Consider the following 24,428-nt stretch of genomic DNA (forward strand, 5'->3'; position numbering starts at 1 on the left):
TAAGCTATATTCGCTTGACTCTAAGAACGATCAACTCTGCCAGAATATTGACTACCAATGTCAAAAAAAATAGAATTAAAGCCGCGTACATCAAAGCCGCAACTTGCAAACCACTCGCTTCTGAGAATTGATTTGCCAGTAGAGAAGAAATGGTATTGGCTGGTGCTAAAAGAGAAAGACTGATGTTGTTGGAGTTTCCGATTAACATCGTTACAGCCATTGTTTCTCCCATTGCCCGCCCAAGTCCCAGCATCACAGCACTCACTATGCCCGAAAAGGCTGCTGGGATAAGAACTTGTAAAATCGTTTCCCAGCGTGTTGCTCCTAGTCCGATAGAGGCTTGGCGCAAACTTGGGGGTACAGAAATCAAGGCATCGCGGGATAAGGCTGTGATGATGGGCAAAGTCATAATCGCTAAGATGACTCCCGCCGGCAACATTCCAGGGCCTGTAGGAGAAGTGCTAAAAAATGGCAGCCAGCCAAAGTAACCATTGAGCCATTTTCCCAAGTTGGTTAAGATTGGCACTAAAACGAAAATACCCCACACCCCGTAGACAACGCTGGGAATAGCTGCGAGCAGTTCTACTGCAAAAACTAATACCAGCTTCACTTTAGCGGGCAAAAAATCCTCGCTCAGTACAATAGCAGTACCAACCCCAATTGGTACTGCTATCAGCAGACCAATAAAAGAACTTAAGAGAGTTCCATAGATTTGAGGTAGAACTCCGTAGCTATCATTAACTGGGTTCCAAGTGGTGTTGACTAAAAAGCCAGCACCAAACTTTTGGATAGCAGGCCAAGAGGCAATTGCAACCTGCGACCCGATCCATAATAAAGTCCCAGCAACCCCAAAAGCGAAAATTTTAGTTAGCCAAATAAAACCCAAATCCAAGGATTTTTCGGCGTCAGAGCGATTTTTCATCGCTGATGACAGATTTTGAGAATTTGTAGTCATGAATACCGACTTTCAGAATTAAATCAGAGAAAAATATGGGAGGCAATCTAGATTAGTAAAATTGTTGCCTCATCATCTATTTAAACTGATACAATAATAACTCCATATTCAAAGTTACTACTGAATAAGCGTGTTTGATTGCTTACTTGCTAGCGCTACTACCACTGGCGACAGAAATTTTATATTCTGGGCTGATTTGGTCAGCAGCAGCAGCCACCTTTGTAATCACATTTGGCGGTAGAGGAACATATCCTAATGCACTAGCCTGCTTCTGTCCATCAGTTAAAGCGTATTCGATCGCAGCTTCAATCGCCTTGGCTTTTGCCGCATTGGGATATTTCTTGTAAGCTAAAATCCAGGTGTAAGTGACGATGGGATAGGAATCAGCCCCTTCGGGATCGGAAATGAAGGAGCGGAGATTTGCGGGTAGAGGTACTGATTCAAGAGTTTTAGAAGCTGACTCCTCACTAGCTACAACAAACTTACCGCCTTTGTTTTCCAAAGCAGCAAACTTGAGACTATTTTGTTTGGCATAGCCGTACTCGACATAACCAATGGAACCTTGAGTTTGTTGGATTTGGGCAGTAACACCCTCGTTACCTTTAGCACCTACTCCCTTAGGCCAGTTGACAGTTTTACCTTCACCAACTTTACTCTTCCACTCAGGGCTGATAGCGCTGAGGTGTTTTGTGAACACACCTGTAGTTCCGCTACCATCGGAACGATAAACAACTGTGATTGACTCTTTCGGAAGCTTTGCACCTGGGTTAGCCTTGGCAATTTGGGCATCATCCCAAGACGTGATTTTGCCTAGTAGAATATCGGCGTAAACGGCTCGTGGGAGCTTGAGTTCTGGAACATCAGGCAAGTTGTAAGCCAACACGATGCTACCAGCAGTCACAGGCAGTAAAACAACACCTCTATCTGCTGGTACTTTCTGGATTTCTTCATCCTTCATTGCGACATCGCTGGCACCAAAGTCTACAGTACCTTTGATAAATTGTTCAACTCCAGAACCGCTACCAACTGATGCATAGTCAACTTGCAGATTGGGATATTTTTTGTTTAAATCTGTGAACCAAGTATCGTACAGTGGTGCCGGAAAAGACGCACCAGCCCCGCTTAACTTTACGGTTCCGCCAAGGTCTAATTTAGCTGGGCTAGAGGCAGTAGTATCTGTAGCAGTACCAGAAGGTGTATCTTTGGTGGCTGTACTATCTGGTGTTTGCTGTCCGCCACAAGCTGCTAGGCTGATTGTCAGTGCTAACACTGAAATTGAACCTGTGAGGCGATGAGTTTTTGTTGCACTAAGACGTGAGAGCATCGCTATCAATTTTTTAGTAACTTTTCAGGTGAGCGTTTCTAAGATACTCCCAAAGAACAACAATAGAGATTAACGAAAGGTTAACAAAACAAAAAGATACTTGTTTTTTTGATGAAGAGCAAACCCTTGTTTATAGATTTTATTGATAAATTTTATACTCTTATTTTAGGTTTAAGATAGAAATATGACTACAGTAAGTTTGTTGTACTCATTTACAAAACTTTATTGTTAGTGTAATTTCGTTGGTCAAGTTATAAAAAAAATAGATTAATATTAATTAAGATTAAGCATTAAACACTTTGTAGCCAAATTTAGACACTGCTTTGCAAAACTAGTATAAATACTAATATAAATAATGAATGTTAATTTTACCATGTTTTAGGTTAAACACCAGAATTCACAGTAAGCCTCAGCTAATAAAATTAGATAATAGACAACTCAGCTGCAATTCGTAGAACTGAAAAATTACATACCAAAAAGGCAAAAGAAAATATGCTAGTTCTTAAGATGTAAGCACAAATTTCATTTCAATATTAATGAATATATTAGTTGCTGTTGGTTTTCCCTTTTGCTTTTCCTTGGTTGCCTAATAAATGTTTGCTGCTTCCAATCAATTACTATGGTCTATGATTGGCTTACTCCTGACAATGGGTGGTACCTTCTTAGAAGTTTATGGCATCACCTTACCTTGGACTTGGAGTCAGCACGGAATTCAGACTTTTCCTTTAGGTGTCACTTTTCAAATTGGCGCAGTATTGTTGGTGGGTTGTTTAGGGGGCAAAAATGCGGGTGCACTTTCGCAAATTGCCTATTTAGTTATGGGGTTAACCTTATTACCAGTATTTGCCGATGGCGGCGGTATTGGTTATGTCAAGCTATCTTGGTTTGGCTATCTACTAGGTTTTGTTCCTGGAGCTTGGATTTGTGGCTTAGTTGCCTTTAAAGCCAGACCTCGACTAGAAACTCTTGCCTTTAGTTGCGTCTGTGGCTTGTTAACTCTCCACATCTGCGGTATTACTTATTTGATTATTAGCTATCTTTTTCATTGGAAAGACACAGAAAATCTATCCTTGATGCAAGCAATCCTTAGATATTCCTGGTTTGCACTACCAGGTCAACTAACTGTAGTCTGTGCAGTTACTGTAATAGCATATATATTGCGTCACTTAATGTTTTATTAGTTCATTGTTATTTGTCCTTTGTCATTTGTCAAAAGCTCATGACCAATGACCAATGACCAATGACTAATGACCGATGACCAATGACCAATGACTAATTTGCCATGCGTTTAAAAAATCGTCTTTTCTGGATCGCTGCCTTCATCGCTTTTTTCTTAGACCAAATAACAAAGTATTGGGTAGTACAAAGCTTTAGCTTGGGGCAGACACTACCACTCTTACCTGGGATATTTCACTTCACCTATGTCACTAACACTGGTGCGGCTTTTAGTCTCTTAAGTGGAAAAGTAGAGTGGTTGCGCTGGCTATCTTTAGGAGTGAGTTTAGTCTTGATAGCGTTGGCGTTAATTGGCCCAACATTAAATTTGTGGGATCAGTTAGGCTATGGCTTAATTTTAGGTGGAGCTATGGGCAACGGTATCGATCGTTTTGTTTTAGGCTACGTTGTTGATTTTCTTGATTTTCGCTTAATTAATTTTGCTGTATTTAATGTGGCAGATTCATTTATTAGTATCGGTATTGTTTGCCTGTTAATTGCTTCTTTGCAAAAAACACCAACTCCAACTGGCAGATCCCATTAAACTATTAAGCCTGGGATGATTAACCCCAGGCTATTAACTTAGTGAAACCCTTGCTCAGTCTTATATACGAAGACTTTACGTATAAGGTTTTATCAATTTTTATTTGTCATCTGACACCAGTTTGCATAACTGGTGCAAGAGTTCAAGAAAGATGCACCAACGATCGCTGATGGCAAACTAGTATTTAGATTATGCCGCAGCTTTTTATTTAATTACCTGTGGTAGGAGTTTTTGGCAAACTAGAGCCAGGAGTACTGGGAGAGCTACCTGGTTCGATACTGCTGCCAGGAGTGCCAGGAGTGCCAGGTTGTGCAGGCGTGGTAGAGCTACCTGGTTCGGTAGTGCTGCCAGGAGTGCCAGGTTGTTCGGGTGTGGTTGGAGTAACGCTTCCTGGTGCTGGAGTTAAGTTGCTAGGTGCGCCCTCAGGAGTGGTAGAGCTTCCTGGTGCTGGAGTTAAGTTGCTAGGTGCGCCTTCAGGTGTGGTTGGAGTAACGCTTCCTGGTGCTGGAGTTAAGTTGCTAGGTGCGCCTTCAGGTGTGGTTGGAGTAACGCTTCCTGGTGCTGGAGTTGTTTCGGGAGTGCCAGATTCAGGAGGGGTGATTCCTGGTGTAGTTGTACTATCAGGAGTGCTGGTCCTATCTGGCGTTGTTTGTGCTGGTGCTGTAGTGCTATCAGGAGCGCTAGGCGCAGGAGCACTAGGGGTGGTTGCTGTGCCGCCGGAACAGCGGGAGTTTAGCGGAAAATGATCGCACAGAATTTTCATACCTTCTGGCGACATCTTGATTTCCGTTGGTGTGCTAGTGGAGTCGCTACTAGACTGGGCTATGGGGGATTTACTGGATTCGGCTACAGCAATATTAGTGGTAAGTGCCAAAGATAAAGCTGTACCAATCAGGGTCAGAGATTTTCCCAACATTACTGTAATTAACCTCAACGGAATACTCGCCCTATTAAAGCAGATAATTAAGATTTAGAAAATCCTCCTAAATGAAGATATTTAGGTTTGTTTCGGAATATGTGGATATGTAAAATTGGTAAAAATTAAATCAGTTATTTATTGAAAACTAGTGTTTAAAAAGACAAAAGGGAAAATTATAGTTGTAGTTATTGAACTAGTAACGCTAACTTAGATGAGCCTTTGAGAATAGATTAAAAATCTTTACTTAATATAGAATAGGTGATTAAAATCACAAAATAATTCTAGCTTTAATATAAATTAAAGTATAAATTAGATCAAAAAGTTCCGTATAGTCAATTTATGCTTTGGCTTATGAGTAAAATGATGAAAGACTAACATCTGACATTAATTGTAATTCGCCCGATTCTTCATTAAAAACTGTGATGTGAATAGCCGATGAGTTCTCCCCAACCCCCTCACAAGCCACAAACGTTACTAGGTCAACTGACTCAAGCAGTACATACGATTCAAGCTAGGGTCGATTTTTCTAAATTGGCGCTCAAGCCTAATGCCAAAGTACCGGAACTTTGGGTGCAGGATGCGGGGGCGGATAAAGCAGAGGTATATCCACTGTTGGGCGATCGCTATATTCTCGGTCGTAGCTCCAAATCCAGCGATATCGTCATCCGTAACCCTGTTGTCAGTCAAATTCACCTGTCACTATCGCGGAATTCTACTCAGCGCACACCAGTTTTCACGATCAAAGACGAAAACTCCACCAATGGCATTTATCGGGGTAAGCGTCGTGTTAGCTCCCTAGAACTGCGTCACGGCGATATTCTGACTCTGGGCCCTCCAGAACTCGCCGCTTCTGTGCGGTTGCAATATGTCGATCCACCAGCATGGTATGTCAAAGCTGCAAGTTGGACAGCTTATGGAGTTGGTGGTGTCAGTGCCCTGTTAACATTAGTGATTGGTGTCGAATGGCTGAAATTTACAGTCAAACCTCTACCGACAGCGACACGCGCCCCAGTAGTTGTTTACGCGCGTGATGGAGCCACTCCCCTGAGAGAACCTCGGACAATCTCTCATGTTGACATGAAGCGATTAGAGGAATTTGGCCCTTATTTGCCTGCTGCGGTAGTGGCTTCAGAAGATAGTCGTTATTACTGGCACTTTGGAGTTGATCCTCTGGGGATTTTACGAGCTGTGTTGATTAATAGTCGCACCGGAGATGTGCAACAAGGAGCCAGCACTGTAACCCAGCAAGTTGCCCGCAGTTTGTTCCGTGAGTATGTAGGTAGACAAGATACCCTTGGCCGCAAGTTGCGGGAGGCAGTTGTCGCCCTAAAGCTCGAAACCTTTTACAGCAAAGATGATATTTTGCTGATGTACTTAAATCGGGTTTTTTTGGGAGGAGATACCTCTGGCTTTGAGGATGCAGCCCGGTATTATTTTGAGAAACCGGCTAAAGAATTAACTTTGGCAGAAGCAGCCACATTGGTAGGAATTTTACCTGCTCCCAACGCTTTCGATTTTTGTGGTGATGGACCAAATAAGCTAGAAGCGGCTGAATACCGTAATCGCGTAATTAAGCGGTTGCTGGAGATGGGCAAAATTAAACCAGAGGATGCGAATCGAGCTAGACGCTCGACTGTCCAAATTAGTCCTAAAGTCTGCGAACAGCAAGCTAAAACGATCGCACCTTATTTTTACAGTTACGTCTTCTCTGAACTCGAATCAATTTTGGGGGAGGGAGCTGCAAGAGAGGGAAACTATATCATTGAAACCAAGCTCGATCTAGGCATACAGAAACAAGCAGAAGCAGCATTAAGTAATTCGGTCAACAACTCTGGTAGAACTTTTAATTTTTCTCAAGGGGCATTAGTCACTCTTGACTCTAGTACAGGCAGTATCCTCGCAATGGTAGGCGGGACTGATTACAAAAAAAGTCAGTTCAATCGTGCTGTTCAAGCCAAAAGACAACCAGGTTCCACCTTCAAAATCTTTGCTTACACTGCCGCCATTCAACAGGGAATTTCGCCATCCAAGAGTTATTCCTGCGCCCCTTTAACTTGGCAAGGCTTTACTTATAAACCCTGTCGTGCTGGTGCTGACACTAGCTTCGATATTGCCACCGGGCTGGCGCTTTCAGAAAATCCTATCGCCTTGCGAGTTGCTAAAGAAGTCGGGCTGGATAAAGTAGTAGCAATGGCGCAGCGTTTGGGGATAAAATCAAACCTCGATCCGGTTCCTGGCTTAGTACTGGGTCAAAGCGTAGTCAATGTTTTGGAAATGACTGGTGCTTTTGGCGCTATTGGCAATCGCGGTGTGTCGAATCCTCCCCATGCGATTAACCGAATTTTAGACAGTGGTGATTGTCGCGATCGCAAGGATATCAAAACCTGCCGTGTGATCTACTCTTTCGATCAAGATCCAGGTGCTAACAAACGGGTGCTGACAGATGATGTCGCTGATGAAATGACTGGTTTGATGCGCGGTGTAATCGCAAGAGGTACTGGTCGTAGTGCTGCCATTGGACTAGGGGAAGCTGGAAAAACTGGTACGACTGATAAAAACGTTGACTTGTGGTTTATTGGTTTTATCCCCAGTCAGCGACTTGTAACTGGCGTTTGGCTGGGAAACGACAATAATTCCCCCACATCTGGCAGCAGTGCTCAAGCAGCTCAATTATGGGGGAATTATATGCGGAGAATTACACGGTAATTGAGCATTGGGCATTGCGGATTGGGAACTATTGATCAATTTTCTCACGAGTGAAATCAGGTTGAATTGCCAGTGCCTTATCGAAGGATGCGATCGCTTCTTCATTGCGTCCTAAATTAGATAGCGCATTGCCCCGGTCATTCCAAACCTCGTAGTCATCAGGTTTAATTTTTAGTGCTTGGTCATAGGATGCGATCGCTTCTTCATATCTACCCAATTTTTCCAATGTAATACCCCGACTCTTCCAAGCATAGTAATCATCTGAGTTAATTTTTAGTGCTTGGTCGCAAATGAACAGGTAAACAGATTTAAACCAATTCTTGATGAACTATTCAAGCTTAATGCTTATCTCAAAGCTATAGGAAATAGGGAATGGGGAATAGTAACTTAATTCTCTTCCCAATGCCCAATGCCCAATTACTGATAACCCTTCCAAGGAGTGACTTCGAGCTTGCCGTTAGGCTTGAATATCACTTGGAAGTGGGCTAGAGGTTCTTTGTCATTGGGAGGAGCTACATTAGAACCATAGATAGCGTTGAACATCTTAGGAAGAGGTGTTTCTCGGAAATAATCAAAGGCGACTTGATTGAGTGGTTCATAGTCAGCAATTACACCATCTTTGTTGACTGCTACCCGATATTTCAAATCTCGTGTAAAGGTAGGAGTGCCACTCCAGGTTTGGCGAACTGTATTATAAAGCTTTTGATTTAAACCTTTAGTGATATTAGAGTCAGTAATTTTTGCACCGATTACCTCTGGTGTCTTAGCATATCCTCGCCAAGGGCTAACTTGCAGCACACCATTTGTAGTAAACACTATTCGGAATTGAGCAATTGGTTCATTGGAAATGGGAGCGCGGTTAGCAGGATTGTAAAGTAGGTTAGGCAGAGGAGTTTGCCCGACTCCTTGATTGGCCTCTTTATTCACCGCTTTATAACCAACGATCGCGCCATCCGCAGCTACACCCAAACGATAGATCAAATCTTGTTGCAATCCTGAGCGTTTAGTCCAAGCTGGATGAACTTGGTTATACACTTGACGATTCAATGCACGCAACTGGGATGGATCGGTAATTTCTGGAACTGTATTTAAAAGTGCTTCTAAATCTTTAACTACTGGCTTTGGATTAGCTGTGGGTGGTGGTGTTGGTGTTGAAGCTGCAATAGGTGTTGCAGCCGCTGATGCTGGAGGAGTAAGGTTTTTTGTTGTAGAGCTAGTTTGCTCATCTGGCTTAGGCTGCACTGGACGAATTTGAGGAGGTGGAATCAAGTTAAATGCGATCGCTGCTACTGCTAAACTCGATACTCCCACGGCAGCAGGAACAGCCTGCCTGATTACAGCCTGACTAGCACCGCCATAGCGTCTAGTAACTGGTTGTAGTTCTAGGGATAATTCTGGTAAAGTCTGGGTATCAGCAAAAAACTGATCCACTGCTTCTACTAAATCAAACAGCTGCACCGTATTCAAATCTATTTCAATCGGCGGACGTTTAGAATTATTAGAGCGATCGAACCCCTCTGGAGCACTTTCTGAATGTATGATTAACCTGTGGAGGTTGCCGTCAATTTTTTGAAACTCTACTAGCTCGGATTCCTGGTTGTGTGCTTGCGGATTGGGTACACTACTCAAAAATTCTTGGGCGTAACCACTAACAGCCCTCACCAAACTTTCAAAAAATTCCCGCCCTCCGGTTAGGGGTTGATTGTAACCAGATAAATAGCATTCTGCATTTACCAATATTGATAATTCTGGGCGCATTTCCTGGAACTGTGCAGCCCTAGTAACATCACTTAACCCTTCTAAAAGAAGAGTACAATTAGGTAGACTGTACTTACGTTGAATATTCATTCCACTTCACCGTCAAAAAGACTAATCCAGAACCGCTGCATTCCAGCAGTACCAGTACAAAAGAGTAATTGTCCTAACAAATTTATCGCTAGCGCATCTAATTTTTCATCAGAAGTTAATGCTAGTATGCCAGAACGTCGAGCATTCATCCGGCTTTTAAAATGCGCTCTAAACCGCTCTAGGTAATTAGATAACCGCAAATTCTGTTCTAATGGAATCTGTTTTTCTTCCATTTGTTGACATATCATTAATAACTGGCGGATGACAACAGTTAAGCGCCGTGCTATGTAGCAAGCAATGACCACCAGAGCTTTTGCTTCCATAATAGTTAAGGGACGGCGTATATGCGCTCTTCGTAGCGGGTTAGAGCTACGCATCCGCCATAAATTCACCCTGTCTTTAACAATTCCTTTAAGATCCAACTCTTGAGCAAAAGCCAGAATTGCTTCCGAACCACCAAGTTCTAAAGCTTCAATTGCCAGTAAAATCAGGTCAATTTGCAGCCTGGTTCTGCGAGGACACGTTTTGGAAGCGATCGCAGGATCTGGTAAAGTGTCCAAAATCATCGGCAGTGAGTCTTGGGTTGGACTGTTGAACGGCGTTAAACTTGCTGAAACATTCATTCTATAAATACCTTGTGCGGTTCCAACAGACTAGATAAAACAAATTTAAGCTCGGTAGCCAAGACTTGAGCGCTAGACTTGTGGCACTAGCATGACTACCTGAGATATACATTACTTAACTCTTTCTACTCAAAGTTTTCCCTATATTAAAATCAAAATTTTAAAACATAACTAAATTCACCTCATTTAACCTCATTTATTAGTGCGATACCTTGTCTAGCTTGGTTTAGATTCTAATTATCGTCAATGAAGGGCGAAGCTTCAGCCTTTACCCCCATTAGACCCCCAGCGTATGACATTATAGTGTACGATTTTTCAGGTATCTGAAATTGGGCATTGAGCATTGGGCATTGGGCATTGCTTATTAATTTATCTCCCTCATTCCCCATGCCCCATTCCCCATTCCCTACTCCCTATTCCCCATTTTATGGATTTAAAGTCTCTCGTTCGCGACATTCCAGATTTCCCGAAACCCGGAATTTTATTTCGGGATATTACTACGTTACTGCGCGATCCAGAGGGACTGCGCTATACTATTGACTTTTTAACACAAAAATGCAATGAAGCTGGAATAACAGCTGATTATGTCATTGGTATGGAGTCGAGAGGATTCATTTTTGGTTCACTTCTAGCTTATAAATTAGGAGCTGGTTTTATTCCCATCCGCAAAAAAGGGAAGTTACCAGCAGCTGTTCACTCAATTGAATATCAACTAGAGTATGGTACAGACTGCCTAGAAGTGCATCAAGACGCTTTACATCAAGGTAGCCGAGTTTTGATTGTGGACGATTTGATTGCCACAGGTGGAACTGCAAGTGCCACAGCCAAATTGGTGCAGAAAATTGGCTGCGAACTAGTAGGTTTTGGGTTTATTATCGAGCTACGGGATTTACAAGGGCGTACACATTTGCCGGACGTGCCGATTGTCTCCCTAATTGAATATTAGTTATTTGTCATTGGTCATTGGTCATTGGTCATTAGCAAACAACAAATGACAAATAACTAAGGACAGATGACAAAGGACAAAGGACAAAAGACAAATGACATCTACGAAAATTCCCTTTGAGACAGGTCGGGATTGGCTAATAACGTTAGTCACGAGTGAAACTTTTGTTTATGTGGCAAAGCGGCTATTGCAGGCACTACTAACTTTGTTGTTGGCGTCAGCGTTGTCGTTTTTCATTATTCAACTCGCTCCCGGTGATTATGTAGATACGCTACGGCAAAACCCGAAGATATCTCCAGAAAGAATTGAGGAAATCAAGCGGCAGTTTGGTCTGGATAAGTCTTGGCCAGAGCAATTTGGGCTGTGGCTATGGCGAATCTTGACAAAAGGGGATTTTGGCACGAGTTTTATTTATCAACGTTCAGTGGCATCGCTGTTATGGGAACGAGTACCAGCGACCTTGCTATTAGCGATCGCATCTTTAATTGTCACATGGGCGATCGCCATCCCTTTAGGGATCTTTGCCGCTGTTAAACAAAATAAGCCAGCAGACCGGATTTTACAGGTAATTAGTTACGCTGGACAAGGCTTTCCCAGTTTCATCACTGCCTTAGCGCTGCTGGTTTTAGCCCAAATCACCTCGCCGCTGTTCCCAGTGGGTAGCATGACTAGCATCAATCACTCAGAACTGTCGTGGTTTGGCAGAATCTTAGATATCGGCTGGCACATGATTTTACCCACAATCGCACTCTCAATTACTAGTTTTGCTGGTTTGCAACGCATCACTCGCGGCGAATTATTGGATGTTCTGCGTCAAGATTATATCCAAACGGCTCGTGCCAAAGGTTTGCCAGAAAACCGGGTCATCTACGTTCATGCACTCCGCAACGCCATAAATCCCTTAATCACCTTATTAGGTTTTGAATTAGCTGGTTTATTAAATGGTGCCTTCATCGCCGAATTTTTCTTCAACTGGCCCGGTTTAGGGAGGTTGACTCTACAGGCTTTACAAGCTCAAGATTTATATTTATTAATGGCAAGCTTGGTAATGGGCGCAGTACTGTTGATTGTTGGCAATTTAATCGCCGACTTGATGCTCAAAGCAGCCGATCCACGCATTCGCTTAGAAAATCTCAATTAGCAGCAATTCAAAAATCCAAAAAATCAAAACGTATTGGGCGGTTTCCAGAGTACTGCCAACTATAAAACAAACAATAAGTAGGTAGCTAGAGTGCAGATGTCGTTGAAGAAAGTGTTCCTGATTCCTCATCCCTTCTTGAATTTGGTTACTCTCAGTGTCAAGCTACTTCTGCATACTGCAAAATTTAGAATCGCTGTTTAACTAGTTATTTTACCAAGATTCAGACTTAGTTTTCGCACTTCTATATTTAATAGTTTTTTTCTAAGCGGGCGGCGGGAATCGAACCCGCATTAATAGCTTGGAAGGCTATAGTTTTACCACTAAACTACGCCCGCAAATTTCCAACCCTATAAACTTAACACAGTTTCTGCCAAAATTCAAGTATTTAGTTGGAATTGGCAGGTTGGATTTTGATCCTGACATACAGATTGCTTAATTCTGGTTTTGTGCGATCGTTATTGTGGGCAGCAATAAAGTTTTCTGTTTTGAAAACTTCATTGAGGACTTGCTCGTATATGCTTTTTTCACTTTGCAGTGCTGCTGGTTCTATTTCTAGAACTACAGCTTGTTTAAAATTACCATTGTTATCGATTATTAAACTAGCCAAGAGTTGTGCTGGCTCAAGTCCCGAATTGTGGACAAGAAAACTTGGGTCTAATTGTTTTGTGTTGCTTCCTCTGTATAAAGCAATAACGTCGGGTAAAGCATCTTGTCGAAATCCTTTTGATTGAATCAAGCTAATCACTTCATCCCTAGATAAGGGAGCTACTATTGCTACCGATGCTCCCCCAGTTGAAGTTGCTGGAGTTTCCCTAGTCGAAGTTGCTGGAGTTTCTCTAGTTGAAGTTGCTGGAGTTTCTCTATTTTCAGGTTCTGAAACTGGTCGATTTGATGGAATACCTGTTGGTAGTTGCGTTCCCTTTCCCAGTTTAATTTCTTGACGACGCTTCCAAGGTAAATTCACGACTGGAACTGTAGGTGTCGGTATGACTTTAGCTATAGGTTTTGGTGTGGCTTTAGGTGTAGGTTTCGGTGTGGCTTTAGCTATAGGTTTCGGTGTGGCTTTAGGTGTAGGTTTCGGTGTTGGCGTGGGGACTATCTGTTGTCTAGAGGGTTGACTATTAGGTTGAGAGGCGTAAATTCGGCTGTTTTTCTGGAGATTATCAGGGGAATTTATTGCGCCAAAATCTTCATTTTTAGGCGTAGTTCGTGCTGTTTGTGATGAACGTGTTGGTACAGACTTTTGAGTTGAGGATAGTGGCTTTGACGAAACTATTTTGGCTATTGATTTTGATTTGACTATTGATTTTGTTTTAGGAGCAATGTCTATCAATTCAATGGGAACAACAGATTGATTGTGCTGGGGAAACCACAGACTAAATGCATTAGATGAGCGCATCAGCCAGAACGCCAGCAAGTGCAGAGAGACTGAACCTACCACGACGGAAATCCACAAACCTGGTGGGTCAACGTGTCGCCTCCAGACCTTGGCTGGAATTGGAGTTTTATCTGCAACCGATGGTGTCATATTATATAAACTGGATATGATTATGCACTTTTACTCATTGGTAATGCTTTAAAATACCAGTCTAAATTTTAGCGATTAACCATTACCTCTGGTGTAACAGCGAAAGTCAAAACTGTTTCATCTACTCCTTTAAGTTCTAGTGGCCTACCTTTAGTAATTTCTCCTTCCTGCAAATAATCTGCTACGGCAGCAGAAACCAGGATTGTACCGGGAACAGCGGCAGCTTGCAACCTTGCAGCAATATTCACACTTGGGCCAATAGCTGTATAATCGGCACGTTCAGCGCTACCAAACATCCCCACAACAGCAGTACCTTGGTGAATACCGCACCGGAACTGTACGCTAGTAAGTTTGTCGCTATCGAATACACCTTGCTCTCGCCAGCGCTGGTTTAAGTCAGCCAGTGAGCGGTGCATTGCTCTTGCTGTATTAATGGCACGACGTACTTGTTCATTAGGAGTTAGTTCTTCTGGCGCTCCATATAAAGCTAAGATAGCATCTCCCATAAATTTATCTACAGTGCCACCATTGCTAAAGACAACTTTAGTCATGGCTTCTAAATATTCATTTAGCAACTCTGCGACTCGTCGGGATCTGAGAGTATTGGCTAGCTGTGTAAAACCCACAATGTCGCTAAACAAAACTGTAATTAAGCGTGGTTCTGGGCGCAAATCTAACGTTAAATCTCCGGTTGCGGCTTTTTGCACCAACACAGCAGGCAAAAAGCGCTTTAGCACCGATTCCGTTAAATAAGTATTTAACTCCACAATTCGCCGTTCATTTTCTTTCAACGCTAAAAGATTGCGAACTTCCGCCAAAAGTTCCCGATCGTTGAATGGTTTTGCTAAATAAGCGTCCGCGCCATGTTCTGTACCTTCGATGCGGGTTTCTTCATCTACTTTCGCTGTCAGCAAAATGATTGGTGTTCCCTTCAACGTCTCCTCATTGCGGATTATCTGAATCATCTCAAGTCCGCTGACTAAGGGCATCATTAAGTCAGTCACAATCAAGCTGGGTATAATTTCCTTAGCTTTACTGTGCCCTTCATGACCATTACGAGCTGTCTGTACATGATAGCCGTTACGGCGGAAAATCTCAGATACATAGGTTCGCAAATCGGGATTGTCATCTACAACTAAAATTGAGTGCTGAGTCTTAAGTGCTGAGTCTTTAGTCTCAACACTGGAAGAAAGATTTATTGTAATATCTTCAATATTGTCTGTTGTTGACTCTACTAGTTCTAAATCAGCCAATTCTACGCTAGCGCGGCTGGTATTTAGTTCGATAGGCGTTTCTAGTATTTGCTGTGCAGGTAAATGAGCATTTCCAGTCACCAGCCATAAACTAAAGGTAGTACCTTCACCATAAACTGATTCCACAGTGACTTGACCACCATGTAATTCTACTAATTCTTTAACTAAAGCTAAACCCAAACCACTGCCTTCATAGGAGCGATTTGCTGAACCTTCAGCTTGGCGAAAGCGCTCAAATAGGTGAGGAATTTGTTCTTTAACAATGCCAATTCCAGTATCTTGTACTTGCAAGATGCAATGATCGCGCTCAGATTTTAGTCGAACACCAATCGTGCCACCTTCAGGAGTAAACTTCATGGCATTTGACAAGAGGTTATAAACCACCTTGTCAAATTTTTCCATGTCTAAGTACACCGTCGAACATTCATCTAGCTGGGTAACGAGATGCAGTCTCTTTTTCTCGCAGTAGGGACGAAAAGATTCCACTATTTGGCTGACAAATTCGACTAAATCGCAGGGATGGAAGCTAGGCTGCATTCTCCCGGCATTCAGGCGTTGTAAATCCAGAAGTTGATTTACCAGTCGCAGCAGACGGCGGGAGTTACGTAGGGCGATCGCACTTTGGGAGTAAGATAATCCTTCACCAGCTGCCACAGCCGACTCTAAAGGCCCTTGAATCAAGGTGATCGGTGTGCGAAACTCATGGGAAATATTTTGGAAAAATTCGGTTTTTTGTTTGTCTAATTCCAGTAAACGTTCAGCTTGTTGGCGAGTTTTTTGATACAAATGTGACTGCTGCACAGCGATCGCTGCTTGCGCTGCGACTGCTTTGGCCAAATCAATATCAGATGGCAACCATTGGCGTACTTTTTTACCTTCATGCAAGGTAATACTACCAATACATTTACCATCAGCTAATAATGGCACAAACATTAGCGATCGCGCTGGCATTTTTAAAGGCAAATCAAAACCCTGCACATCAGAGGGAGAATGACTCACATTACCAATTACCACAGGTTCATGTGTCTGTAGCATTTGTTGGAGGATGGGATTTTCCTGAATAGATGCTTGAGAATAGGGTAATCTCTGAGTTGGTAGGTGATTATTGCTACTTAATCTATTTTCTAGGGCTGGCGATGCCTGCGGCGGGCTGTGCCTACTGAAACTTTCTAGATGTTGAAAACTGTCATACAAGCCCACACACTCAACAAACTCATCTTCCTCTGTCCATAAAGACAAGACGCAGCCATCGACTTGTAAAGCTTGTCCTAATTGCTGGGTAATTGCCGCAAAAATATCTTGAGGATCTAAGCTAGAGCGAATTGCGCTAGTAATCGTATTAATCAAGCTCTCTCGCTTGGCAAGGGCACGTACTTGTTCGTAAGCATAAGCTTGAGACAAAGCTAAGGCTGCCTGATCCGCTACCATCAACACTAACTGCACCTCATCATCTCCCCAAAAGCGAGGCAGAGAACACTGGTGCAGTGCTAGCACTGCCATCAGTTCTTGTTGGCAGATCAATGGCACAACTAAACTAGAACAAATGTTAGCAGCAGCAAAAGCTTGCCCACGTTCGCGCAGTTCGGGAGTGTTACCGTGAATGCGCCGATCGTCGATCGCATCGTGAATCACCTGAACTTCGCGGGTTTCCCACACCGTCTGAGCCAAAAGAGACAGAGGCGGAGCAGAGGAGGCGGGTAGAGATGAAAGACCTACTGCTAGTTCCCCTGCGTTCTGCTGCACCTCTACTTCTTCAGAAGGAGGCTTCTGATAAATAAACCCTTTATCCGCCAACTGCTCATCTTGGAAGGGACGCAACAGACAGACATCCACTTCCAACATATGACCGACTGTATCTACAATTGCTTGCAAAATTTGTCTGTAGTCTAAAGCACTGCGAATCGTATTGGTAACGGTATTCAGCAGCGATTCTTGACGGAGTGTGCGGGTAAGTTCGCGGGTTCTGGCTTTGAGAACATTGTGGGTATCCAAAGCTTGGCGTACCACTGCTTTGAGTTCCTCCGCTTCCCACGGTTTAGTGACATATTTAAAGACCTTACCAGCGTTGATTGCTTCCACCAGGTCTTCGACATCGGTGTAGCCAGTTAAAATAATCCGGATAATATCTGGATATTGAGTTGCTGTCAGGCTCAAAAATTCTGTACCGCTCATCATTGGCATCCGCTGATCGGAGATGATCACCGCGACCTCTCCTTCTTGAGCCAGCAGATCGAGGGCCGCAGGGCCAGAGGTTGCCCTTAGCACCTTATAATCGCGATAGAAAGTGCGGTAAAGCAAGTCAAGGTTGTCTGGTTCATCATCGACAACCAAAATTTTAGGCTTACTGTTTGCTTGGGATTTCATGCACCGCTTTCCTGCTGCAACGGCAGTCGGATAAAGAATAATCTGATCAGGTAAGGATTTTTCTGAGTCAGGTAAGAGCAGAGCATTTCGACCAATAAGGCTGTTTGGCTACATGACTGCTGAGTGTAGAAGCGTTTACTCACAGTAATTCGTCTCAATTGCTTGTACCGATTACCGTTTGCGTTGGTGCAGTGTAATTGCTTTCATTATCAGTTTTAGTTTTACAGAGTCGACGCTTGCTTGCCAAATCTTTTTTCACCTCCTGTGAGCAATGTCTGATAATACATACAGCGCTCATAGCCAGCTGAAAAATCCAGATAAAGCTGCATATTAAGTTTTCCCTTTGCAGCTGTTGTAATAACACTTGCAGGTAAATTTTATTTATGGTAGTCATGGTAGAGTCAGCCAAATTAAAACAATAAGATTTAAAGCCAAAGTATACTATTAGACAAATACCTCTTTCTAATTTAGCAATCAGAACTATCATTAAGACAAGTGGTAGTCGTTGAGGAGTTAGAGATTAGCGATTAGAGAACCTTGCAGATTCTTGTCACAGTAACTGTACAGCCTATTTGGATGACTTGGTAGCAAAGTAGTGTCAGTGTAGCGGCAACTGCAAAAACAAGTTCAGTACTGCAAGCAAGGGTGGTTTGAAACCAGAGTTTGCCAATAGTGTACTTACTTAACAATTTCAAAGATGCTACTTACGGACAAGTTATGCTATTCCTCTGCCCACTCATTCAAAGCTCTATCACTTTACAGATGCTTTTGGGGCAATCAGTTTGATATTCTGGCTACCTAAAACAAGGGATGCAATGAATCTACTGAATTTAAGGTTATAGATTTATGAAGTTGTAACTCCTAATACTCTTTCATAAATGCAGGTCATAAAACTCCAAACTAAAGTGTAAAAATTTGTTTAATCGACAAGTAAAAGTGAATTAGCAATACTGGTTCAGTTAAATCTCCTGGGCAACTCTAAAGTTCTGATTTAGTTTAAATCTTGTTTTAGGATATTTGAGAAAATTTTTGTTGAATAAAATCAATACTAAACTAGCCTTGAAATATCGGTTTTTTCACCCATACCACCAACAGCCAATCGATCCAGCTTCCTACCAATTCCAAATTCGTACAGCTACATCGGCTGATTTGATTGATGTTGCCCAAATTATTACTGAAAGCTTTCACTCCCACAACGGTATATGGGGATGGGCTTTCCCGTTGCTACGTCTGGGTATTTACGAAGACTTAAGGCATCGGCTGGCATCACCCACGCCCCGTCATATTTGCTTAGTTGCCCTTGAATCTACTACTGGTGAGGCTAATAACTTAATGGGAAGTGTGGAACTGGGTATACGTTATAGTAGTGATTCATGGAGCCAAGTTAATGTAGGTTTTCCTTACTTATCTAATTTAGCGGTTCACCCAAAATACCGTAGACATGGTGTGGCTTCAGGATTGCTTACTAGCTGTGAAAAAATCTCTCGCGAGTGGGGATTTCAAGACTTATATCTCCATGTTTTAGAAAATAACCATCAAGCACGACAGCTTTATTTCAAGCTGGGATATCGAGTGCATAAAGTCGAATCTGATTGGAATACATTTCTTCTAAGACGGTCAAGCCAGATGTTATTGCACAAGCACCTGAGTGCTGATTCCATTATCTGAATTTTGTTTTGGCAATTGTCAAGTTTTGTGTTCCATTCCAATTAATTCGATAAAATCTATAACTTATAGCGGTAATCAAACACAAACTAAGTTAAACCACGTCTACCTTGAGAATTATAGTTCTTTTGACTTAGAGAAAGCTCAAAACTCAAACCAAGACTAAATAATATACTTTTTTTAAGAACTCTAGGTTTTCAAATAGACGAGGTTTAATGATAAATCTAGCCAATCTTAGCTAAATCTCCATGTAAATCCGCTTTAATTTGGAGGACTTACTTGGTTTAGCACGCAAGAGCTAACGATAAAGAAGGTTCTTTCAGTTATACTGAGTTTTTTCACACAATCAAATAAGAGTCCTATAGATCAAAACTAAAACATATTTGTTAATCTCCGAAACGAGTAAATAGCTTTTGATAATTTTTTATCAAAAGAATATTTGATTTAAAATTTTCACAAAAAATCCCCTCGTCCGTATAAACAAATTATCTTTTTGGTAAATAGTTTTAATATTAAAAAATGTTAAATTTATCTTTTGGGATTTATGGTTAACAATTTTTTTAAAGGATTCGATATAGATGAAAATGGACTATAATGGGAACATACACGAAATCGCGTTGAAAGAAATCATTATTTCCTCATAATAACTTTGTAATTTATATATTTATCTTTATAAAAACTTTAAGAAAACATTAGTATAGTTTACAGACAAATCTAGTTATATCTCTTAAAATATAATCACTCAATTACTGAAACAATGCCTTTATATTGCTATTTTTAGTTAGATTGACCAGAAAATCTTGATAATAAAAGAATTCAAAAACTTGATTTGGTATAACAGCTAATTCCGTTTTGAAGTGCATACTACAACAACATTCATTAAAAGTTTAAAAAACATGGATAGCGAACAGCATCAACGCTATCAAACCTCTATGGTATCAACTTATTACCCTGAAACAACTTTCCTTGACTCTGTTGTCATGTCCGACGGAACTGAGCAATCGCAAGGCTCGGATATCCTTACACGTTTGCACAGTGGAGAAGTTTTCATCGTCAATAGTCGTAGGCGAAATGGATTAATACTGTTTAAACGCTACCATGCAGAGTTTGCTGGGCCTGGGGCTGCTGTGGGTGGGGATTACGATTGTGATTGCCAAAGGGCATTGCCTATAGGTAATCTTTCTTTATTAACTCCTGAATCTAATGAAGAACGCCAGAAGGCTTACTTGATTAGGCGACAGTGGATTCGATTGATCAAACAAATTACAGAAAACCCACTGCCTGGGCAGCGAGTCCAAAAGATTCTCGATCAATTTGAACAATACTTTCCACCAGAAATAGTGGCTCTTTTGCCAGATGTTGCTTTTGCTCTTTTAGTGGGTGTGCTGCCACAAACAGTGGGAATAGTACGCCGTTTGGGTAGTGAGGTAAATAGCAGGTTTAATTATTGAGTAAATTGCTAAGATGACAAATTGGCCAAAGCAGCTTTTACTCGATTAACGGTGCGGGCGTTTTCCTCTATCGTTCCGACAGTAATTCGCAATCCTCCGCTAATGTATCGCACCAGAGTGCCCAGTGTTCTAAGTTTCTGGTGGAAAGTTTTTAAAGCAGTTTCTTGTGAATTAAAGCCATTTGGTTTAAGACGCAGGTAAATAAAGTTGGCAGCGCTTGGAGTAATTTGTAGTTCTGATTGCTGGGATAAAATTTCGATGAGTTTGGCTCGTTCACTCAGGGTTTGAGAAATTGATTCCAGCAAGAGTGTACGATTTTGTAAACCAACTAATGCTGCTGCTATGGAAAAACTGGGGAGATTGTAGGGTAAGCGAACTTTTTCTAAAATGGCGATCGCTTCGGGATGAGCGACGCAATAACCAATACGGAGAGATGCTAATCGGAAAGCTTTAGAAAAAGTACGTAATATTACCCAATTAGGACGTTGTGCTAATTCACCCACTAAAGTAGTTTGACTGAATTCAAAGTAAGCTTCATCAATTACTACCAAAATATGCTGTGGCAAACTTCTTAACCAGGCTAACTCTGCGCCAGTTAAACTGTTGGCAGTCGGCGAATTGGGATGTACTACGAAAACTACGCGAATCGGGGGATTTTGAGTTTGTTCGATCGCAGACTGTGCGGCGCTTATGTCAATTTCAAAATTTGTTTCATTTCTACCCACCGCCACTACAGGAATCCCTAAAGTTTGCGCCAAAATCCCGTACATTGAGAAAGTAGGATTGGCAACGAGAATTGACCCTTCTCCTCCTAGACAGGTGGCGATTAATAAAGAGCGGATAATTTCATCTGAACCATTACCAACAGAAATATTGGCAGCAGTAAATAAGGATGATGAGAGGGCGGCTGATTGATTGACGTACTCGGCGATCGCATCCTTAAGTGTTTCATGCCCGCCATCAGGATAACGATTTGTTTCAATTACTTGCTGATACGTCCACGCCAGCTTCTCTTTTAACTCAGGTGGTAAATCGTAGGGGCTTTCATTTGTATCTAACCGATCAAACTGTGTGGCGACAGAATCGGCTGTATCGCTGCTAGGATGAGGTTTATACGCGGTAAATTGGGCTAAATCTGACCGGATGAAGGGAAGCATAGTTTTGGTCATTGGTCATTGGTCATTGGTCATTGGTAACTAACAAAGGACAAATGACTAAGGATATTAATTATGTGTAAGTTTAATATTTTACAGCCTTAAGGTAATTGGCAAAAGAGGCGAATTGCCTGCCAAATTTCTTCTATAACATTACCCAAAGTGTGGTCACTGTCGAGTTCGACTAACTCCACCCAAGGACGCGAACGTGCAAAGTCACGACTAGCTTTGATCGGAATGACTTCATCCTTTTTACCATGCAAAATCAGTGTGGAGATAGGGCGTTGCAAAAGCTTTTCTTGATATTGGGCAGCATCTGTCACAAAATCGTAACTTAAGGAAAGCGATCGCTGCTCTCCATAGTGGTAGACCATAATATATTTTTCTTGCTGCCAACGCTGTACTTCTTCATCTCCTAGCTTAGGCAACCAATGGGATAAAAACCCAAAAGCTGGTGCTAGCAAAACTAAGCGTTGTACTTGCAAATTTTGTTGTCCCAAGTGGGCAGCAGTCAAACCACCCAAACTTGAGCCAATGAGCGTTACTGGCGTAGAATTATTGTTGAATTCTGCGGCAACTTGAGTAAGCTGACGAGTGATTGTCAATTGAGAAAAATCGCCAGCATTGAGATCAGGGATTTTTAGCTTTGTCTGAATTTGGGTAAAGCGATCGCCTATATCCCGCGCTTTGGCAGATTTAGGGCTGGAAGCAAATCCGTGAAGATATATGTAGTCCAAGGTTGTAAATAGTTAGGAGTTAAAAATTATTGAGTGTTGATAAATAAAGATTTATCATTTGTTGTGGCTCACTTATAATTCATAACTCACAACTTTTTACTCCTAAGTTTTATTACCGCATTGTGACAAATTCCTCTGCGGTTGAGGGATGGATACCCACAGTGGCATCAAAGTCTTTTTTAGTTGCGCCCATCTTGAGTGCGATCGCCACACCTTGGATAATCTCAGCGGCATTTTCACCTACCATGTGAGCGCCCAGAACTTTGTCGGTGTTGCTATCAACTACCAACTTCATCATTGTCTTCTCTTGCTTACCAGTCAAACTGTGGTACATGGGGCGGAAGCGAGTGTGAAAAATTTTGACGGCATCACCGAGTTTTTCCCGTGCTTCGACTTCTGTGCAGCCGACTGTCGCGGCTTCTGGGTTAGAAAATATGGCTGTGGGCACAGTTTCGTGACTGAATTCGCGGCGATTATCCCCAAATTCACTATCAGCAAAGGCGCGACCTTCGCCAATAGCTACGGGAGTTAAATTGATTCGGTCTGTGACATCGCCAACAGCAAAAATATTCGGTTGACTAGTTTGACTATATTCATTGACTGCGATCGCATTTGTGGTAGCATACCCAGGCCCTTCTATAGAAGTAGCGGCAACATCAACCCCAGCGTTTTCTAAACCTAGTCCATCTATATTGGGAGTTCGACCAGTCGCCACTAAAAACACGTCGGCAATTAGTGGTTCTTGGTCTTCCCCTGATAAAGTCAGTTTAAACCCTTCTGGTACACGTTCAATTGCTTTCACCACATGATTCTTAATCAGCCGAATTCCGTGGTTTGTCATACCCTCTTCAATTTCTGTGCGGACATCTTCATCAAACCCATTTAAAATCTTTTCACCTCTGGTAATTTGTGTCACCTCAGAACCCAAACCGCGCATGATACAGGCAAATTCTGTGCCAATATAACCAGCGCCAAGAATGACGATGTGTTTCGGTTGTTCTTTTAGATGAAAGATTTCGTTAGAGGTAATGCCATGTTCCATCCCTGGTAAATCTGGCTTGATGGGACGTCCACCAACAGCAATTAAAATTTTGTCTGCTGTAACTTTACGTCCATCAACTTCTACAGTGTGGGGGTCTACCAATGTGGCGCGACCGGAAAATAGTTCTACTCCAGCTTTTTCTAACAAGCTGATGTGTAGTTGTGATAGTCGTCGAACTTCCTTATCTATAGATGTAATGAAATATTCCCAGTCAAACTCAGCATTACCCACTTTCCAGCCATAGCCTGAAGCTTCACTGAACAGTGCAGGAAAGTGAGAGCCATAGACCATGAGTTTTTTGGGAACACAACCGCGAATCACACAAGTGCCACCAACTAAATCATATTCAGCGATCGCCACTTTTGCGCCGTAGCTAGCCGCTCGTTTGGAAGCCGCCAAACCTCCAGAACCCGCACCAATTACAAACAGGTCGTAATCAAAAGTCATAAGTTTATGTTCTCTTTCGCAACAAGTTAATTCCTGGGAACTTACACACAGAACGTGATTGAACTATATAAGGATATCCGGTGAACGCTGTGTAAGTCCTGTCCTTGATTTAATCTAGCGTTAGCAGATGCTATCTGGTCGTAGGGAATATCACTTTTTGCTTTGGCGGCAGTAAAGGCAGTAGTTAACAGTTGTGATAGTTCTGCCCCTAATCGAGCATAAGTCTGTGCTACCGCATTGGAGCAGCTAAGTTCCACAGGAATTACGCAAAATTATGACAAAACGTACTGTCTTCGGCTTTCGCATAGCATTTTTACCCCCATTAGCAATTTTTATGTACTTGGAGAGTCAGTTGGGGTTACAGGTGTTGGAGTTACAGGTGTTACGGGTGTTGGAGTTACAGGTGTTACGGGTGTTGGAGTTACAGGTGTTACGGGTGTTGGAGTTACAGGTGTTACGGGTGTTACGGGTGTTACGGGTGTTACGGGTGTTACGGGCGTTGGATCTGTTGGCGTTATGGGTGTTGGTTCTGTTGAGGTTACAGGTGTTGGAGTTACGGGTGTTAC

At 42.3% G+C, this 24,428-nt stretch carries 20 protein-coding genes and 1 tRNA gene; 8 read left to right on the forward strand and 13 right to left on the reverse strand.

Annotation, left to right across the window (positions count from 1 at the left end; translation table 11 throughout):
- Positions 1-4: 4 nt before the first annotated feature.
- Positions 5-955 (reverse strand): phosphate ABC transporter permease subunit PstC, encoded by a 951-nt coding sequence (gene pstC / locus V7K41_RS14255; RefSeq protein ID WP_334849092.1) that lies wholly within the window; start codon positions 953-955, stop codon positions 5-7.
- A 142-nt stretch (positions 956-1,097) separates the two neighbouring features.
- Positions 1,098-2,279 carry a phosphate ABC transporter substrate-binding protein PstS gene (pstS, locus tag V7K41_RS14260; protein WP_334849094.1) on the reverse strand — a complete coding sequence of 394 codons (1,182 nt, stop codon included), beginning with the start codon at positions 2,277-2,279 and terminating at the stop codon, positions 1,098-1,100.
- 593 nt (positions 2,280-2,872) lie between these two features.
- Between pstS and V7K41_RS14265 the strand changes: the two genes are divergently transcribed.
- On the forward strand, positions 2,873-3,460 hold the full coding sequence (locus tag V7K41_RS14265) for a biotin transporter BioY (protein ID WP_334849096.1): 588 nt from the start codon (positions 2,873-2,875) through the stop codon (positions 3,458-3,460).
- 101 nt (positions 3,461-3,561) lie between these two features.
- A complete protein-coding gene (gene lspA, locus V7K41_RS14270; protein ID WP_334849097.1) occupies positions 3,562-4,038 on the forward strand; it encodes a signal peptidase II in 477 nt (158 codons plus the stop codon).
- Positions 4,039-4,246: 208 nt separating this feature from the next.
- Here the strand turns inward: lspA and V7K41_RS14275 are convergent, their stop codons facing one another.
- Positions 4,247-4,954, reverse strand: a complete 708-nt coding sequence (locus V7K41_RS14275) for a hypothetical protein (protein WP_334849098.1) — start codon at positions 4,952-4,954, stop codon at positions 4,247-4,249.
- A gap of 438 nt (positions 4,955-5,392) precedes the next feature.
- Between V7K41_RS14275 and V7K41_RS14280 the strand changes: the two genes are divergently transcribed.
- Positions 5,393-7,663, forward strand: coding sequence for a transglycosylase domain-containing protein (locus V7K41_RS14280; protein WP_334849100.1), 2,271 nt, complete (start codon positions 5,393-5,395; stop codon positions 7,661-7,663).
- A 28-nt stretch (positions 7,664-7,691) separates the two neighbouring features.
- Here the strand turns inward: V7K41_RS14280 and V7K41_RS14285 are convergent, their stop codons facing one another.
- The 3 genes from V7K41_RS14285 to V7K41_RS14295 all read right to left on the reverse strand — a co-directional run bounded on the left by V7K41_RS14285 (position 7,692) and on the right by V7K41_RS14295 (position 10,134).
- Positions 7,692-7,988: a tetratricopeptide repeat protein gene (locus V7K41_RS14285; RefSeq protein WP_334849119.1), complete on the reverse strand. Its 297-nt coding sequence runs from the start codon at positions 7,986-7,988 to the stop codon at positions 7,692-7,694.
- A 92-nt stretch (positions 7,989-8,080) separates the two neighbouring features.
- Positions 8,081-9,511: a DUF4335 domain-containing protein gene (locus V7K41_RS14290; protein ID WP_334849101.1), complete on the reverse strand. Its 1,431-nt coding sequence runs from the start codon at positions 9,509-9,511 to the stop codon at positions 8,081-8,083.
- Positions 9,508-10,134, reverse strand: coding sequence for a DUF3038 domain-containing protein (locus V7K41_RS14295; RefSeq protein ID WP_334849102.1), 627 nt, complete (start codon positions 10,132-10,134; stop codon positions 9,508-9,510). The genes V7K41_RS14290 and V7K41_RS14295 overlap by 4 nt, the downstream gene beginning before the upstream one ends.
- 427 nt (positions 10,135-10,561) lie before the next feature.
- Here V7K41_RS14295 and V7K41_RS14300 point away from each other — a divergent pair, with 427 nt between their 5' ends.
- Positions 10,562-11,080 (forward strand): adenine phosphoribosyltransferase, encoded by a 519-nt coding sequence (locus V7K41_RS14300; RefSeq protein WP_334849103.1) that lies wholly within the window; start codon positions 10,562-10,564, stop codon positions 11,078-11,080.
- 94 nt (positions 11,081-11,174) lie between these two features.
- A complete protein-coding gene (locus V7K41_RS14305) occupies positions 11,175-12,221 on the forward strand; it encodes an ABC transporter permease (RefSeq protein WP_334849104.1) in 1,047 nt (348 codons plus the stop codon).
- Between the two features lie 264 nt (positions 12,222-12,485).
- Here the strand turns inward: V7K41_RS14305 and V7K41_RS14310 are convergent.
- The 3 genes from V7K41_RS14310 to V7K41_RS14320 all read right to left on the reverse strand — a co-directional run bounded on the left by V7K41_RS14310 (position 12,486) and on the right by V7K41_RS14320 (position 17,366).
- A tRNA-Gly gene (locus V7K41_RS14310) sits at positions 12,486-12,556 on the reverse strand.
- Between the two features lie 50 nt (positions 12,557-12,606).
- Complete coding sequence (locus tag V7K41_RS14315) at positions 12,607-13,749, reverse strand: hypothetical protein (protein ID WP_334849106.1); 1,143 nt, start codon at positions 13,747-13,749, stop codon at positions 12,607-12,609.
- Positions 13,750-13,817: 68 nt separating this feature from the next.
- Positions 13,818-17,366: a response regulator gene (locus V7K41_RS14320; RefSeq protein WP_334849108.1), complete on the reverse strand. Its 3,549-nt coding sequence runs from the start codon at positions 17,364-17,366 to the stop codon at positions 13,818-13,820.
- A 1,029-nt stretch (positions 17,367-18,395) separates the two neighbouring features.
- Here V7K41_RS14320 and V7K41_RS14325 point away from each other — a divergent pair.
- Positions 18,396-19,034, forward strand: a complete 639-nt coding sequence (locus V7K41_RS14325; protein WP_334849109.1) for a GNAT family N-acetyltransferase — start codon at positions 18,396-18,398, stop codon at positions 19,032-19,034.
- Between the two features lie 893 nt (positions 19,035-19,927).
- Positions 19,928-20,482, forward strand: a complete 555-nt coding sequence (locus V7K41_RS14330) for a hypothetical protein (protein WP_334849110.1) — start codon at positions 19,928-19,930, stop codon at positions 20,480-20,482.
- A gap of 8 nt (positions 20,483-20,490) precedes the next feature.
- On the opposite strand, the gene V7K41_RS14335 is transcribed toward V7K41_RS14330, so the two are convergent.
- The 4 genes from V7K41_RS14335 to V7K41_RS14350 all read right to left on the reverse strand — a co-directional run bounded on the left by V7K41_RS14335 (position 20,491) and on the right by V7K41_RS14350 (position 24,119).
- Complete coding sequence (locus V7K41_RS14335) at positions 20,491-21,639, reverse strand: histidinol-phosphate transaminase (protein WP_334849121.1); 1,149 nt, start codon at positions 21,637-21,639, stop codon at positions 20,491-20,493.
- 98 nt (positions 21,640-21,737) lie between these two features.
- Positions 21,738-22,373: a YqiA/YcfP family alpha/beta fold hydrolase gene (locus V7K41_RS14340; RefSeq protein ID WP_334849112.1), complete on the reverse strand. Its 636-nt coding sequence runs from the start codon at positions 22,371-22,373 to the stop codon at positions 21,738-21,740.
- A gap of 112 nt (positions 22,374-22,485) precedes the next feature.
- Positions 22,486-23,862 (reverse strand): glutathione-disulfide reductase, encoded by a 1,377-nt coding sequence (gene gor / locus V7K41_RS14345; RefSeq protein WP_334849114.1) that lies wholly within the window; start codon positions 23,860-23,862, stop codon positions 22,486-22,488.
- A 41-nt stretch (positions 23,863-23,903) separates the two neighbouring features.
- Positions 23,904-24,119: a hypothetical protein gene (locus V7K41_RS14350; RefSeq protein ID WP_334849116.1), complete on the reverse strand. Its 216-nt coding sequence runs from the start codon at positions 24,117-24,119 to the stop codon at positions 23,904-23,906.
- 17 nt (positions 24,120-24,136) lie between these two features.
- Between V7K41_RS14350 and V7K41_RS14355 the strand changes: the two genes are divergently transcribed.
- On the forward strand, positions 24,137-24,428 hold a 292-nt coding region (locus V7K41_RS14355; RefSeq protein ID WP_334849117.1), incomplete at its 3' end, for a hypothetical protein.

Origin of the sequence: Nostoc sp., assembly GCF_036917415.1 — a bacterium.
In the GTDB taxonomy this organism is placed as follows: Bacteria; Cyanobacteriota; Cyanobacteriia; order Cyanobacteriales; family Nostocaceae; genus Nostoc.

Bases quoted from the DNA above. Each gene is read 5' to 3' on its own strand.
- pstS (WP_334849094.1), bottom strand. From the start codon at position 2,279: ATGCTCTCACGTCTTAGTGCAACAAAAACTCATCGCCTCACAGGTTCA.
- V7K41_RS14315 (WP_334849106.1), bottom strand. From the start codon at position 13,749: ATGACACCATCGGTTGCAGATAAAACTCCAATTCCAGCCAAGGTCTGG.
- V7K41_RS14305 (WP_334849104.1), top strand. From the start codon at position 11,175: ATGACATCTACGAAAATTCCCTTTGAGACAGGTCGGGATTGGCTAATA.
- pstC (WP_334849092.1), bottom strand. From the start codon at position 955: ATGACTACAAATTCTCAAAATCTGTCATCAGCGATGAAAAATCGCTCT.
- V7K41_RS14275 (WP_334849098.1), bottom strand. From the start codon at position 4,954: ATGTTGGGAAAATCTCTGACCCTGATTGGTACAGCTTTATCTTTGGCA.
- V7K41_RS14265 (WP_334849096.1), top strand. From the start codon at position 2,873: ATGTTTGCTGCTTCCAATCAATTACTATGGTCTATGATTGGCTTACTC.
- V7K41_RS14295 (WP_334849102.1), bottom strand. From the start codon at position 10,134: ATGAATGTTTCAGCAAGTTTAACGCCGTTCAACAGTCCAACCCAAGAC.
- V7K41_RS14300 (WP_334849103.1), top strand. From the start codon at position 10,562: ATGGATTTAAAGTCTCTCGTTCGCGACATTCCAGATTTCCCGAAACCC.
- V7K41_RS14290 (WP_334849101.1), bottom strand. From the start codon at position 9,511: ATGAATATTCAACGTAAGTACAGTCTACCTAATTGTACTCTTCTTTTA.
- V7K41_RS14330 (WP_334849110.1), top strand. From the start codon at position 19,928: ATGGATAGCGAACAGCATCAACGCTATCAAACCTCTATGGTATCAACT.
- V7K41_RS14280 (WP_334849100.1), top strand. From the start codon at position 5,393: ATGAGTTCTCCCCAACCCCCTCACAAGCCACAAACGTTACTAGGTCAA.
- V7K41_RS14320 (WP_334849108.1), bottom strand. From the start codon at position 17,366: ATGAAATCCCAAGCAAACAGTAAGCCTAAAATTTTGGTTGTCGATGAT.
- gor (WP_334849114.1), bottom strand. From the start codon at position 23,862: ATGACTTTTGATTACGACCTGTTTGTAATTGGTGCGGGTTCTGGAGGT.
- V7K41_RS14335 (WP_334849121.1), bottom strand. From the start codon at position 21,639: ATGCTTCCCTTCATCCGGTCAGATTTAGCCCAATTTACCGCGTATAAA.
- lspA (WP_334849097.1), top strand. From the start codon at position 3,562: ATGCGTTTAAAAAATCGTCTTTTCTGGATCGCTGCCTTCATCGCTTTT.